The organism is Psychroserpens sp. XS_ASV72 (assembly GCF_041224425.1).
GTDB lineage: Bacteria > Bacteroidota > Bacteroidia > Flavobacteriales > Flavobacteriaceae > Psychroserpens.
In genome coordinates, this window is the sequence record NZ_JBGFGL010000068.1 from 1 (window position 1) to 14,345 (window position 14,345).

General features: G+C 36.2%; 12 protein-coding genes and 1 rRNA gene. 1 reads left to right on the forward strand and 12 read right to left on the reverse strand.

The features are described from left to right. Nucleotides 1-98, forward strand: a 5S ribosomal RNA gene (gene rrf, locus AB9K26_RS02075); the annotation flags it as partial. A gap of 84 nt (nt 99-182) precedes the next feature. Here the strand turns inward: rrf and AB9K26_RS02080 are convergent. The 12 genes from AB9K26_RS02080 to AB9K26_RS02135 form a co-directional block, all read right to left on the reverse strand. After that, a complete protein-coding gene (locus AB9K26_RS02080) occupies nt 183-416 on the reverse strand; it encodes a DUF6095 family protein (RefSeq protein WP_369970873.1) in 234 nt (77 codons plus the stop codon). Then, complete coding sequence (gene murQ / locus AB9K26_RS02085) at nt 409-1,227, reverse strand: N-acetylmuramic acid 6-phosphate etherase (RefSeq protein ID WP_369970874.1); 819 nt, start codon at nt 1,225-1,227, stop codon at nt 409-411. Before murQ ends, AB9K26_RS02080 begins: the two co-directional genes overlap by 8 nt. A gap of 118 nt (nt 1,228-1,345) precedes the next feature. Continuing rightward, on the reverse strand, nt 1,346-2,161 hold the full coding sequence (locus AB9K26_RS02090; protein ID WP_369970875.1) for a DUF4249 domain-containing protein: 816 nt from the start codon (nt 2,159-2,161) through the stop codon (nt 1,346-1,348). A 2-nt stretch (nt 2,162-2,163) separates the two neighbouring features. After that, the gene (locus AB9K26_RS02095) at nt 2,164-4,539 is read right to left on the reverse strand and encodes a TonB-dependent receptor domain-containing protein (protein ID WP_369970876.1); all 2,376 of its coding nucleotides are present in this window, start codon (nt 4,537-4,539) and stop codon (nt 2,164-2,166) included. A gap of 72 nt (nt 4,540-4,611) precedes the next feature. Then, nucleotides 4,612-5,547, reverse strand: coding sequence for a threonine/serine dehydratase (locus tag AB9K26_RS02100; RefSeq protein WP_369970877.1), 936 nt, complete (start codon nt 5,545-5,547; stop codon nt 4,612-4,614). A 29-nt stretch (nt 5,548-5,576) separates the two neighbouring features. Further along, entirely contained in the window at nt 5,577-7,796 is a 2,220-nt protein-coding gene (locus AB9K26_RS02105; protein ID WP_369970878.1) for an NADP-dependent isocitrate dehydrogenase, read from the reverse strand. 905 nt (nt 7,797-8,701) lie between these two features. Then, nucleotides 8,702-9,052 (reverse strand): 50S ribosomal protein L19, encoded by a 351-nt coding sequence (rplS, locus tag AB9K26_RS02110; protein WP_369970879.1) that lies wholly within the window; start codon nt 9,050-9,052, stop codon nt 8,702-8,704. A gap of 296 nt (nt 9,053-9,348) precedes the next feature. Continuing rightward, on the reverse strand, nt 9,349-10,026 hold the full coding sequence (trmD, locus tag AB9K26_RS02115) for a tRNA (guanosine(37)-N1)-methyltransferase TrmD (RefSeq protein WP_369970880.1): 678 nt from the start codon (nt 10,024-10,026) through the stop codon (nt 9,349-9,351). A gap of 33 nt (nt 10,027-10,059) precedes the next feature. Next, nucleotides 10,060-10,434, reverse strand: coding sequence for a hypothetical protein (locus AB9K26_RS02120; protein ID WP_369970881.1), 375 nt, complete (start codon nt 10,432-10,434; stop codon nt 10,060-10,062). Nucleotides 10,435-10,508: 74 nt separating this feature from the next. After that, the gene (locus tag AB9K26_RS02125) at nt 10,509-11,135 is read right to left on the reverse strand and encodes a tRNA (guanine-N1)-methyltransferase (protein ID WP_369970882.1); all 627 of its coding nucleotides are present in this window, start codon (nt 11,133-11,135) and stop codon (nt 10,509-10,511) included. A 122-nt stretch (nt 11,136-11,257) separates the two neighbouring features. Beyond that, a complete protein-coding gene (locus AB9K26_RS02130; protein ID WP_369970883.1) occupies nt 11,258-12,706 on the reverse strand; it encodes a glyceraldehyde-3-phosphate dehydrogenase in 1,449 nt (482 codons plus the stop codon). Nucleotides 12,707-12,916: 210 nt separating this feature from the next. Next, a complete protein-coding gene (locus tag AB9K26_RS02135; RefSeq protein ID WP_369970884.1) occupies nt 12,917-14,338 on the reverse strand; it encodes a trypsin-like peptidase domain-containing protein in 1,422 nt (473 codons plus the stop codon). Nucleotides 14,339-14,345 lie beyond the last annotated feature (7 nt).

Below are 14,345 nucleotides of genomic sequence, written 5' to 3' on the forward strand. Positions count from 1 at the left end.
ATAGCGACGGGGCTCACCTCTTACCATTCCGAACAGAGAAGTTAAGCCCGTTTGCGCCGATGGTACTGCATCTGTGGGAGAGTAGGACATCGCCTTTCTTGAAAGACCCTTGCAATAAGCAAGGGTCTTTTTTTGTTTATACGATCAAAAAATTGATTAGAAGGGATATGTGAATACGACTGTTAATTGTCAAACATACTATTCATGATAGTACGTAGTCCTTTGAAGGCAAAAAAGACAGCCAAAACACAAACAGTAATAGCAATAATCATTAATGGAATGTAAAGTAGCTTTTCGTTGTTGGTTTGAGCTACATAGAATAATGTGGGACCAATGAACATACAGGCTAATGATAAGCCCATTATTTTTATACCTTTAATCAATAAAGGTTTATTTGTTCTTTTTTCACTACTCATTTTTGTTATCTTTTTTTATAGCGTCACGAACATTTTTATGTTTTTGAATAAGCTCTTTAGCTTCATCCAAAGAAATATTAAGTTCGTTCATAACCATTCTAGTGCCTCTGTCAACTAATTTATTATTGCTTAGTTGCATATCGACCATTTTATTACCCTTGACACGACCTAATTGAATCATGACAGTAGTTGAAATCATATTAAGGACTAATTTTTGAGCTGTTCCAGCTTTCATTCTTGAACTTCCAGTGACAAATTCAGGACCTACAACAACTTCAATAGGATATTTTGCGGTCTTTGAGAGTGGGCTACCTTGGTTACAAGTAATACAACCTGTAATAATTTTATTGTCATTACATTTTTTTAAAGCAGATACCACGTAAGGTGTCGTTCCTGAAGCTGCTATCCCTATCACAATGTCCTTATCTGAAATATTGTAAGACTTTAGATCTTTCCAACCTTGATCTGTTGAATCTTCAGCAAATTCTACAGCTTTTCGAATAGCGCTATCTCCACCAGCAATTAGGCCAATGACCAAATCATGGGACACTCCAAAAGTGGGAGGGCATTCAGAAGCATCCAGAATGCCAAGTCGACCACTTGTTCCAGCACCAATGTAAAACACTCGACCTCCAGCTTTGAGTTTGTTGACTACTTGTTCTACTAATAAGTTGATTTGAGGAAGTGTCTTTTCTACAGCAAAGGCAACTGTTTTATCTTCATTATTGATGTTTTGAAGTATCTCGTTGATACTCATCTTTTCCAAATGATCGTAATTGGAGTCTTGCTCTGTGGTTTTGATGAATGCCATAGTGTAAAAATAGAGAAATTTATGCGTTAGTGATAGCAATGACATCCTTTTTGTGAACACAAAAAGATATAATGGATAGCACGACCCTTTTCAAGGCAAAAAGGGGAACGCCCAAAAACTATTCAACAACTGTGTAAATCAATTCATCAACTTCAGATAATCTGAAATAACCTAGTGGATAGTTGTCGGGATTGGTTTGATTGATGCAATTTCCTCTAACGGTTGCAGGTTGAGTTTCGAAAGGACCACCTCCTGAATCGTCCAGTTGTTGCAATAAAATAAACATGTACTCATAGAAACGTTCTGAAACGCCATAATTTCTGATGGTAACACTTTGTCCAGGGTCTAAGTCTTCCTCGACATAAAACCCGAAAATTTCATTACCATTGACGAATTCGTCTTCAAAAGTATCCAGTGTAGGTGTCACAGGAAGGCTGGGAATAAACTCAAAAAAGTAATAGTTTTCCTCATCTACTGGATCGTCAAAAAATGCTTTGATTTCTGTTTCCTCACCTGTAAATCCGCCTTCAAGGTTTTGTTCGACACGTGTTAACTCGCTTACAGATTTTAAAATTTCTGTGGCAACATAAGTTTCATCCTCATAGATAATAGTTAGGCTGTAGGTTCTATCAATTTCAGGATTGAAAGTCGTATTGATATAAATTCCAGTGTTTGCATCTTCGGTAAAATTATAGATGTTATTGTCTTCATCTGTAATGAAAACGGTTGCATTGTTGGCAGGTGGAATATCCTCTTCAAAAAAAGGAGCTGTTAAACTAAGTTTTATACTTTGCTCATTTCCAGAAGTACCTTTAAACCAATTGATGGAGGCATCAATAACCAATCTTGGTTCGGCAGTTGGTAAATCTACATCAATGACATCTTCACATGCAAAAAGAAGAACAGCTAAAAAAATATATAGTATCTTTTTCATGACTAAAATTTAAAATTATAAGAGACAGAAGGGACAATTCCAAAAATGGCCAATCGAACGGCTTCATTACTTCCTGTATCTCTATTTTGCCTGAAATTTATCGAAGCGGCATTTTTTCTTCCGTAAATGTTGTAAATACTAAAGACCCATTCGCCTCTAAACCCTTTTGTTTTTTCAGGTTTTGGAGTGTAGTTGGCTGAAATATCCAAACGATGGTACGACGGTAATCTAAACTCATTTCTATTGGTATAACTTGGAATGCGAATACCATTATATTCATATTGTCCATTAGGATAGGTCACAGGTTGTCCTGTTTGAAAAATAAAATTGGAATTAATGGTCCATTTTTTATTCAGTTCATAGCTTCCCGTAAATGATACATCATGAGTTTTATCAAATGGCGTATTGTACCAATTACCATTATTGATACCTGTTTCTTCTGGTGTTCTGCCTTTAGTTTGTTGTTCCGATTTTGACAAGGTATAGGATAACCATCCTTTAAATCGACCTTCATTTTTTCTGAACAATACTTCCAATCCGTAAGCACGAGCCCTTCCATTTAAAATGACTTGCTCAATGGCATCGTTGGCAATAAGGTTGGCACCATCGATGTAATCAATTCTATTGTCAATCGTTTTATAAAAAGACTCTACTTCTAAAGAATAGGTATTGTTTTTAAAATTTCTAAAATACCCAACAGCATATTGATCCAGGATTTGAGGATCGACATATTTTCCACTTGGTGTCCATACATCAAGTGGTGTAGGAGAACTTGTATTAGACAAGAGATGTAAGTATTGCACCATACGATTGTAACTCGCTTTTACTGAAGATTCACCATTAAGTTGGTAGGCTAGAGCTAAACGCGGTTCTAGGTTATTAAAGCTTTTAATAACATCAGATCGGTCAAAATTGTCGACACCTATTGGTTCTGCTTTTTCGTAAATCTGTAGGTTTTCGTTAAACACAACAGCTTGATTGTTCTCATAGCGATTCAATTCATCTTGACCCAATCGTAGAAAATTACTGTATCGCAATCCGTAGGAAGCTGTCAATTTGTTGGAAAGCTGATGCTCAACATCAAAATACAAAGCGTTTTCCATGGCGTATTTATCAATCAGTTTATCTGGATTGATACCTGAGGTACTTGTGGACGGTTCAATTTCTCCAGGATTGAATTTATGATAGATACTATTCAATCCGTATTGAAGCTTGACTTTATCTGTTAAATAATGCTTCAAATCGTATTTAAGGTTGAAATTCCGTATTCCTGAATTCCACTTGAATCCTACAAAATCCAAATTCAGACCATAGTAATAATCCGAATAAATCAGTGATAGATTCGAAAATAATTGATCAGAAAACAAATGATTCCATCTGAAATTCAACACACTATTACCATAGGTGTTTTCAAAACTTTCATTCAGACTAAAGACGTCACGACCAAAATATCCTGAAAGATAAATATTGTTATTAGGATTCAGTCGATAACTGATTTTGGTATTCAAATCATAGAAATAAGCAATATTATCAATATCAAAAAGAGGTAAGAATAAATGCGCATAAGAGGCTCTTCCACCTAAAAGGAATGAACCTTTTTGCTTTTTGATTGGACCTTCCACCAATAAACGGCTAGACACAGCTCCAATTCCACCATTGGCATGAAATTCATTGCTATTTCCTTCTTTCTGATAGATATCCAAAACCGAAGACACACGACCACCATAACGAGAAGGAATACCACCTTTATATAATCTTAGGTCTTTAATGGCGTCTGGATTAAATACCGAGAAGAAACCAAATAAATGCGATGAATTATAAATAATGGCCTCATCCAATAAAATCAGGTTTTGATCTGCCGCGCCACCTCTTACGTTAAACCCGGAAGCACCTTCGCCAGCAGTAGTAACGCCAGGTAGAAGTGTGATGGCTTTGATCACATCAGATTCGCCCAATACCACAGGAATTTGTTTAATGGTTCCAGCTGAAAGTGCATTGACACTCATTTGAGGTTTTCTGATATCAAGTTTTTCGATATTCTCTGTAATGACCACTTCATCTAAACTTTCCGTAGCTTCTTCCAACAGAAAATTTTTGGTCAAATCTGAACGCAAATCAATGGTTTCGACAATGTTTTTATACCCTAAATAACTGATGACAATTTTGTATTGACCTTCAGGAAGGGTTATAGAATAAAATCCATATTCATTGGTAATGGTTCCAGTTTGTGCATCTGGAAAAAGAATGTTTACGCCAATTAGGGTTTCATTACTGGATTGATCGGAAATGGTGCCACTTAAGGTGAATTTTTCTTGGGCTATTATAAATAAAGGAACGAATAGTGAAAAGAGTAGAAAAGTGGCGGTTTTTTTCTTCATCAATTAAGTTTTAATCAAAAATAACCATAAGGCTTTAGGGCGTTTCGATTTTTAACAATTATTTAGAATTGTCTAAAAGGGTAAGTTTGTTACATCAACATTGCCTCCTGAAATGATAACTCCTATCTTTTTGTTTTTGAATTGGGATTCTTGTTTTACTACTCCTGCAAAAGCTACTGCACTCGAAGGTTCAATAATGATTTTCATGCGCTCCCAAATAAACTTCATAGCTTCTATGATGTCGTTTTCCGTAACGCGAATAATTTCGGAAACATGCTCTTTTATGATTGGGAAATTATGCGAGCCCAATTGCGTTCGCAACCCGTCAGCAATTGTATTTGCAGTGATATTACTTTCAATTTTCCCACTGATCAAGGAGCGATAGGCATCATCGGCTTCAAAAGGTTCGGTGCCAATCACTTTACAATGTTCAGAAAAATAAGTTCCTACTAAAGCTGTTCCGGCTATGAGTCCGCCACCTCCAACCGGACAAATAATATAATCTAAGTCTGGTATCTTTTCCAAAAGCTCGTATGCTGCAGTCCCTTGACCAAGAATCACATCAGGATGATTGGAGGGATGTATAAATGTTGCTCCAGTAGATTTTACTATTTCATCTGCTGCATGTTGTCTTGCTTCAATGGTAGGTTCGCACTCAATAATTTCGCCACCATATTCTAAAACGGCTTCTCTTTTAACTTTTGGCGCATTTGAAGGCATTACGATATAGGCTTTAATCCCTAAGCTTTTTGCAGCTAAAGATAATGCTTGGGCAAAGTTTCCTGAGGAATGTGTCACCACACCATTTTTTTTCTGATCTTCTGAAAGCTGCATAATAGCATTGGTGGCACCTCGAATTTTATAAGCACCAGCACGTTGAAAGTTCTCACATTTAAAATATACTTGTGCTTCAACATGTTCATTGACCAATCTTGAAGTTAGAATTGGTGTGTTGTGAACATAAGGTTTAACCCTGTTATAAGTATCTAGAAGATCTTGCTTGGTCATAAAAAAAGAGACCCTTAGGTCTCTTATATTTAGTTTAAAATTTTATTGAAAGTCTCACTAGGTCTCATGGCTTTAAAAGTAGCTTCTGAATTAGGTTGGTAATAACCACCAATATCCATCGTTTGACCTTGGACGCTATTAAGCTCTTCAACAATTTTAGCTTCATGAGCCTGTAAATCCCTGAATACTGAAGCAAATTCATTTTTCAATTCCATGTCTTGGGTTTGATTAGCCAAAGCTTCCGCCCAGAACAAAGCCAAATAAAAATGACTACCTCTATTATCTAATTCGTTGACTTTTCTGGAAGGCGATTTTCCGTTGGCCAATAATTTCTCAGTAGCATCATCTAAAGTTTCAGATAAAACCTTTGCCTTTGAATTATTATTTGCTTCTGAATAATGTTCCAAAGACACCGCAAGTGCTAAAAATTCACCTAAAGAATCCCAGCGCAAGTGATTTTCTTCCATAAATTGTTGCACGTGTTTTGGTGCGGAACCTCCAGCGCCTGTTTCAAATAAACCACCACCATTCATCAAAGGAACAATGGAAAGCATTTTGGCACTGGTTCCCAATTCCAAAATAGGGAAGAGGTCTGTTAGGTAATCACGTAAAACATTACCTGTAACTGAAATAGTATCCTTTCCTTCCTTAACACGAGCTAAAGTGAATTTTGTAGCTTCAACAGGTGACAAAATTCTGATATCCAAATCACTTGTATCGTGATGTTTTAAATAGGCCTCTACTTTTTTAATCAATTCGGCATCATGGGCTCTCTCGTTATCCAACCAAAAAACGGCAGGCGTTTGAGATGCTCTTGAGCGCGTTACAGCAAGTTTTACCCAATCTTGAATTGGAGCATCCTTTACTTGGCACATTCTCCAAATATCTCCAGCTTCAACAGTGTGCGACATCAATACGTTTCCAGAAGCATCTACAACATCTACTTTTCCATCAGACTGGATTTCAAAAGTTTTATCATGTGACCCATATTCTTCAGCTTTTTGGGCCATCAAGCCTACATTAGGAACCGTTCCCATGGTGGTTGGATCAAAAGCACCATGCGTTTTACAGAAATCTATCGTTGCTTGGTACAATCCGGCATAACTGCTATCGGGAATAACAGCTTTCGTATCTTGTTGTTTGCCTTCAGCATTCCACATTTGTCCAGAGGTACGAATCATGGCAGGCATTGACGCATCAATAATCACGTCACTTGGGACATGTAAATTGGTAATCCCTTTATCACTATTTACCATAGCTAAATCTGGAGCATTGGCAAATGCTGTCGCAATATCTTCTTCGATTTGTAAACGCTTTGCTTCAGGAAGTTCTTCCAGTTTTGAAACAAGATTCCCAAAACCATTATTAACATCAACACCAATTTCTTCAAAAGTGTCACCATGTTTTTTAAACAAATCGGCGAAAAACACACGAACAGCATGACCAAAAATGATGGGATCAGAAACTTTCATCATCGTGGCCTTCATATGTAATGAAAACAAAACACCTTTATCTTTAGCATCCTTAACCTCATCTCTTAAGAAATCTAAAAGCGCCTTTTTACTCATGACAGTGGCATCAATAATTTCACCATCAAGTAAAGCAATGTTGTTCTTTAATATTGATTTGTTTCCATTGTTATCAGTATGAACTATCTGAATTGATGTTGCTTTATCAACTGTAACCGATGTTTCATTATGTCTAAAATCACCATGCGACATGGTAGCGACATGTGTTTTGGAATCTGAAGACCATTTACCCATGGAATGCGGATTCATTTTGGCAAAATTCTTAACGGCTTTAGGCGCACGTCTATCAGAGTTTCCTTCCCTAAGTACAGGGTTTACAGCACTTCCTTTCACTTTATCGTAACGTGCCCTGATTTGTTTCTCTTCCGTAGTTTCAGGTTCTTCTGGATAATCAGGTAAATTGTAGCCCTGACTTTGAAGTTCCTTAACCGCTGCTTTTAGTTGTGGAACCGAAGCGCTAATGTTTGGAAGTTTAATAATATTGGCCTCAGGCATTTTTGCTAAATCACCTAATTCCTTAAGAGCATCTGGTACACGTTGATCTTCGTTTAAAAATTCAGGAAAGTTCGCTAAAATTCTTCCTGCTAAAGAGATGTCCTTAAGTTCTATATTGATTCCAGAGGAAGCTGTAAAAGAGGTAATGATTGGTAATAACGAATGTGTTGCTAACATTGGGGCTTCGTCTGTTTTCGTATAGATGATAGTAGGAGTTTTTGCCATAGGAATTGTAAATTTATTTTAAATAAAAAATGCTATTTTTTTAAGCCTAGCAAATATACAAAAAACTAAGCGCTAATAGAAGTAAAGATTTGGTGTTATAAGGTTTTTGGCGAAACACTTTCAGAAGCCATAAAAAATACCAAATCGCTATTTTTTGAAGGAAATTTTATCAAATTAAAAATATCAAATAGAATCTATTTGCTATTTGACAATTTTCAATGAAGTATTTCAGAATATTCTCTTAAAATACAAAAGCCATATCACTGTAGCATAACTACTCTGACATGGCTTTTTTGAAATTAGCTACACGTGACCTATTTAACATTGCTGCTAACCTCGAGATCGCTGAATATAAATTCCCACATCTCTTTTCGGTTCAAGTTTCACTAACTCAATGAAACGTTTCATAACTTTCAAAATGTATTGACCTGTTATTACTCAGCTTCAGTTTTAATCGTTTTTCTTGATCTCTTTGTCAACATTAGTTCGTTTTCACGTCAAATATTCCAAAGACATTGCTCTTCCTGTTCTCATTCGCTTTCACTACTGATACTTGTTCCAAGCTTTCCGCTTTTCCAACACCTCACTGCCGAAACATCAAGACATTTTCCAAACTTCATGACCTTCTTGTCTAACACGCATACACCTGCGACTCCAAAGCCTCGAAAAACAATCATATAAAGAACGTTTCTTTATTAACGATTTAACACAAATTCAAATTAATATTCAAAACCAAACAACGTTTGTTGTTAATCGTTTAGCTAAAGTAGACTTTTGTTTGAGAATTCCAAATTTTTTTAAGTTATAGATATTCACATTTTATAAACCGAAGTTATTAACAAAAGTTCATAACCAAAAAAGCCTCGATACAATCGAGGCTTTGATATATAAGGGTTTGGTTTTTCTTATTTTCTAACTTCTTTGATTCTGGCCTTTTTACCTGTAAGACCTCTGAAGTAGTAAATTCTTGAACGTCTAACTCGACCTCTTTTGTTCACTTCAATTTTTTGAAGTGCAGGCAAGTTCATTGGGAAAATACGTTCAACACCAATGGTTCCAGACATTTTTCTGATAGTGAAAGTTTCTGTACTTCCAGTTCCTTTACGTTGTAATACAACACCTTTAAAGAACTGCGTACGTACTTTTTCACCTTCTCTAATTTCATAGTAAACAGTGATGGTATCTCCAGCACCAAATTCAGGAAATTGTTTTTTCTCTATAAATTCGTCTTGAACAAACTTTACTAAGGAATTCATTTTTTTAAATTTAAATAGTTGTTTTAAACCAACATTCACGATTCTCGCCAGAGGTTGATCCAAAAGTGGTGCAAAGATAGTCAATAATTGATAATGCGCAATTATTAATTTATTTTTTTTGGGTGTTTCCCTGTATCGCTAAACACTCTACAGCGTCAGGCTTTCAGCAGTCGCTTCCTGCATACTTTAAAGTCGTAGCAGGAGAGCTCCAACAAAGCTTCAATCCTTAACACGGGTTTTAGGATTTGAAAGTTTGAAAAGTAAATAAGTTAAAAGTTAAGGATCACAGCTCATATCTACTCATTGAGTAAATCTGGGCGTCGTTCCTTGGTGCGTTTGTAAGCTTGCTCCTCACGCCATTTTTCAATTTCAGGAAAGTTACCACTAAACAAGATTTCAGGGACTTTCATACCATCATATTCCCTTGGCTTGGTATAGATTGGTGGTGCCAATAAACCATCTTGAAACGAGTCGGTCAAAGCAGAGGTCTCATTGCCCAATACTCCCGGAATTAATCGAATGACAGCATCACATAATACGGCAGCTCCTAATTCGCCTCCAGACAATACATAATCGCCAATTGAAATTTCCTTGGTAATGAACTTGTCACGCACGCGTTGGTCCACACCTTTGTAATGGCCACATAAAACAATGATATTCTCTTTTAAGGACACCTGATTGGCAATGCTTTGCGTCAAGCGTTCTCCATCTGGTGTCATATAAATGATTTCATCGTAAGAGCGTTCACTCTGAAGTTTACTAATACACTTATCTATGGGTTCGATCATCATGACCATTCCAGCACCTCCTCCAAATTGGGTGTCGTCAACGGCTTTGTAACCACCTTTGGCATAATCGCGAAGATTGTGGAAATAAACACTCACCAATCCTGCGTCAATAGCTCGTTTTAAGATGGAAGCCTCGAACGGACTTTTCAATAATTCTGGTAAAACAGTGATAATGTCTATGCGCATAGATAGCAATTTAAGACCGCAAAGATAAGGTATTTAATGTTTTTGCCTGAGTTGCCTAATCAATAAAATCAGGATTATAAAAAAAGGTAGCGTTGATAGTATCGTAGTAAATCTCATAGCGATCAATCCGACCAGCAGTAGTATAATATAAAGTATTCCAATAGCAATCAGTCCGAAATAGATTAGCCTTTTTGAAGGTGATTTTTGAAATAAGGCAAACATCAATAGTAATTGACCAATTAGAGGAATAATAGTTAATGGATGTATTACAGATGTAATATCGGTAAACAAACCTTTGATAATTTGATATTCAGCTTCCAAAACAAAAGCGGTATTGTTCTGTCCCCATTCCATATAACCTAGAAGGGAAGCAAGAATTGCCAGAATCAGTAATGCTTTTGTCCGCATTATTATTGTAATAAAAAAAAATCTGTAAACTAAGTTACAGATTTTTAATGATTTATTGAGAGCAAAAACTTAGGTTACCCATTGTTCTTTTGCTTATTGATTTCATCTTGTAATTGTCGTCTAACTTTTTGTTCACGTTCCAAAGCGATACGTCTGTGTTCTTCAAACTCTTCTTCTGTTTCCGCCAAACTTAATTTGGCTTGTTTGGTAATAGCGTTACTGTTTTTGAATTTATAGATAAAGAAAAGCAAGAACGCAGCTAATACAGCTATAATGCTCCACATAATGACATTATAATTGGCTTTACTGGTTTGCATGCCAAGTAAGGACATATTGTTTTTTTCTTCATTGGTTTGATCTAAGGTGCTTTGTGTGTTGCCGAGTTTCGCTTTTAAGTCTCCAATTTCCTTGCTCTGATTGGCAACTGTGGCTTCAAGATTATCAACCTCTTGATAGGTTGTTTTAAGAGAATCCAAAACATTGGCCTTTAGTTGTAAGAGCCAAACCTGTTTTACGGCTTCATATCTTTGACCATTGGTCCCTTTAAAATTTCCAGATTTTCTAAAAACATATTCAAACTGACTATCAATGGTTCCGCTATTTAAAGATAGGTTATCGTTTTCATCAGTTTCTTGGGAATAAGCGGTAAGACATGTCACAACAAAAAAGGACAACAGGAATAAAGGCTTTGAAAATTTCATTTTGGCTAGTAAAATTAGTTGTGTGTTTATTGGGTTCAATATAATAAAATTAAATAATTAGCCTCACAAAAGGTGAGGCTAAATTATATACGGTCAAAAAAAATATTTAGACGTTAAGACTGTTAATAATATGTGTAACGTCTCACTTTTGCAATATATTTTGCCAATCGAATCACTTGATGGCTATAGCCATATTCATTATCATACCAAACATAAAGAATGACATTTTTTCCATCAGGTCTTACAATAGTAGCTTTACTGTCATAGATTGAAGGAGCAGAACTGCCTACGATATCACTCGATACCAATTCATCACTCATTTCATATTTGATCTGTTCAACCAAGTCACCTTCAAGAGCATACTTTTTTATCATGGCATTCATGGCATCTACCGAAGTTTTCTTTTCCAGTTCCAGATTCAAAATAGCTAAAGATCCGTTTGGTACAGGAACCCTTATGGCATTGGAAGTCAGTTTTCCTTCAAAGGATGGTAAGGCTTTTGAAACAGCACTGCCTGCCCCAGTTTCGGTAATCACCATGTTTAATGCAGCTGCACGTCCTCGTCTGTATTTCTTATGAAAGTTATCTACCAAATTTTGATCATTGGTGTAAGCATGAATGGTTTCCAAATGGCCACTTTTAACTCCGTATGTGTCTTCAACGGTTTTTAAGATAGGAGTGATGGCATTGGTTGTACAGGAAGCCGCAGAAAAAATATCCACTTTATCCGGATTGTTCTCTAAATGATTCACGCCATGAACAATATTTGGGACACCTTTACCAGGAGCCGTTAGTAAAACTTTATCCACTCCTTTGGCTTTCAAGTGTCTTCCTAAAGCTTCTTTATCTCTAAAAGCACCAGTATTATCTATGACCAAGGCTTTTTCAATTCCATACGCTGTATAGTCGATATCCTCAGGGTTGTTTGCTGAAATGATTTTAACGGTAGTACCATTGACGATCAAAGCTTCGTTTTTAATATCGGCAACCACAGTCCCTGAAAAATCACCGTGAACAGAATCATTTCTCAACAAGGAAGCACGTTTTTCCAATACGGTTTCGTCAATTTTTCCTCGAGTGACAATGGCTCTTAAACGTAATTGGCCACCTTTACCAGTTTTGGTCATCAATTCCCTTGCAAGCAATCGACCTATTCTACCAAAGCCATATAAAATGACATCCTTAGGCTTGATGTCGGAATTCTTTTTGGCGTCTTTGAGTTTATTGGCAACGAAACCAGTTGCATTACTGTACTTTTGGTCCTCCAAATGGAATTCATAGGTTAATTTTCCGATGTCCAATTTGGCAGGAGGAAGGTCAAGGGTTTTGATAGCTTGTGCTATCTCTACCGAATCAAAAATAGAAATGGGTTTTTGTACGAATTCACCAGCATATTCGTGAAGGTTAAGGATTTCACTCACATTGCGATCAATCAATTGATTTCTGAAAAGGACCAGTTCAATGGATTTGTCATAGAGCAAATCGCTAACGATTTTAATAAATTCTACTGTTGCTCGTCTTCGATCGGCTTGAAATGCCAATTCGTTTTCATAAGTTCCGTTCAAACTCATTGTTTTAAATTTAGTTAATCTGCTTTTTGCAGAGGGTTGTTTGATTTGTTTAATCGCCTTTTAATTCTTCTACGAAAATTTAAAAAACGCCTCAGTTTCAGTGTGCAAAAGTAATATATTTCAAACGTTTTCGTAGCGTTTTTTTGAAAAATAAAAAACCCTTTAAAAACACTTATTTTTAAAGGGTTTAGTATTGGAAAATCTGAAAATTTATCGGATGATGAATTGCTCACGCTCTCCATTTCGATTAATGAGGCCAATTTTATTGATATACTTTTCGGCGTTCCCTCCAAGTTTTTGCTTAAGAACAGAAATATCTTCAATATTTTTAATCTTGATATTGTTGATGTCGGTAATAATATAACTTGACGAAATACCTAAATTTTCTGCGAGCCAATCATTGTTATTCTTAACGACTTCAACACCATAACTGATATCTTTTTGGATTTTTTGTTCGTCGGAGAGATTCTTTAACTCCATATCTAAAAAGTCTACCGTTAGAATGTCAGTTTTTGAGAGTGTTACAGGTAATGTTTTCAGGTTACCATTTCTCATAACCTCAATATTGACGACATCATTTGGCCGCTTGGTTTTTAAATACCCACTCAAGTCAGAGTATTTTTTAATTTCAATATCATCTATTTTCTTAATAATATCTCCAACTTTAACTCCTGCACTTTCGGCTCCAGACTTTTTAGTGATTTCTGAAACATAAACACCACTGATCTCATTTAACCCTTTTTCAATAGCTTCTTTTGAATTTTTATTCAGAAGGGAAACGCCAAGAATACCTGTTTGTACATTGCCATATTCTATAATATCTTCAACCACTTTTCTGGCAATGTTGCTTGGAACCGCAAAAGAATAGCCTATATACGAACCTGTTTGAGAAGTAATGGCTGTGTTGATACCAACCAATTCACCTTTAGAATTGACGAGTGCACCTCCAGAGTTTCCAGGATTAACAGCCGCGTCGGTTTGTAAAAAAGATTGGGAGTTCTGTCCTGATAAATCTCTAGACTTGGCACTAATAATACCTGCTGTAACAGTAGAGGTTAGATTAAAAGGATTGCCAACGGCTAAAACCCATTCGCCAATTTGAGCCGCATCAGAATCGCCAAAAGTGATGTACGGTAAATCATTGTCAGCTTCAACTTTCAATAAGGCAATATCTGTTTTTTCATCAGTCCCAATCAATTGAGCATCGTAAATTTTATTGTCGTTTAAAGTAATAGAAATCGATTCGGATCCAGCAATCACATGATTATTGGTTATAATATAACCATCAGGTGAAATGATCACACCGCTTCCTGTACCAATCTGCGCACGTTTAGCTTGTTGTCTTCCGAAGAACAAATCCTGTAGCGTCATAGGTGCAGAAACCAACGCTGTATTCTTAACATGAACCACAGCATCAACCGTTTTTTCTGCTGCGTCTACAAAATTTGGAATGGCAGCAGTTGTTAAATTAGTGTTTGTAGTATTATAGTTGGTTGGCACAAAAAAAGGTTGCTCAGATGGAGTAGATTCAACTGAGGTGTCTGAGTTTTTTTCAAAACCAAACTTGTAGGCAGACAAGGTTATTATTCCACCTAATACTGAAACAAATACTAAGGTTACAATTTTTTTCATAGTGTTC

Excerpts from the sequence above, each read along its gene's own strand:
- AB9K26_RS02080 (WP_369970873.1), bottom strand. The coding sequence starts at position 416 with ATGAGTAGTGAAAAAAGAACAAATAAACCTTTATTGATTAAAGGTATA.
- murQ (WP_369970874.1), bottom strand. The coding sequence starts at position 1,227 with ATGGCATTCATCAAAACCACAGAGCAAGACTCCAATTACGATCATTTG.
- AB9K26_RS02090 (WP_369970875.1), bottom strand. The coding sequence starts at position 2,161 with ATGAAAAAGATACTATATATTTTTTTAGCTGTTCTTCTTTTTGCATGT.
- AB9K26_RS02095 (WP_369970876.1), bottom strand. The coding sequence starts at position 4,539 with ATGAAGAAAAAAACCGCCACTTTTCTACTCTTTTCACTATTCGTTCCT.
- AB9K26_RS02100 (WP_369970877.1), bottom strand. The coding sequence starts at position 5,547 with ATGACCAAGCAAGATCTTCTAGATACTTATAACAGGGTTAAACCTTAT.
- AB9K26_RS02105 (WP_369970878.1), bottom strand. The coding sequence starts at position 7,796 with ATGGCAAAAACTCCTACTATCATCTATACGAAAACAGACGAAGCCCCA.
- rplS (WP_369970879.1), bottom strand. The coding sequence starts at position 9,052 with ATGAATTCCTTAGTAAAGTTTGTTCAAGACGAATTTATAGAGAAAAAA.
- trmD (WP_369970880.1), bottom strand. The coding sequence starts at position 10,026 with ATGCGCATAGACATTATCACTGTTTTACCAGAATTATTGAAAAGTCCG.
- AB9K26_RS02120 (WP_369970881.1), bottom strand. The coding sequence starts at position 10,434 with ATGCGGACAAAAGCATTACTGATTCTGGCAATTCTTGCTTCCCTTCTA.
- AB9K26_RS02125 (WP_369970882.1), bottom strand. The coding sequence starts at position 11,135 with ATGAAATTTTCAAAGCCTTTATTCCTGTTGTCCTTTTTTGTTGTGACA.
- AB9K26_RS02130 (WP_369970883.1), bottom strand. The coding sequence starts at position 12,706 with ATGAGTTTGAACGGAACTTATGAAAACGAATTGGCATTTCAAGCCGAT.
- AB9K26_RS02135 (WP_369970884.1), bottom strand. The coding sequence starts at position 14,338 with ATGAAAAAAATTGTAACCTTAGTATTTGTTTCAGTATTAGGTGGAATA.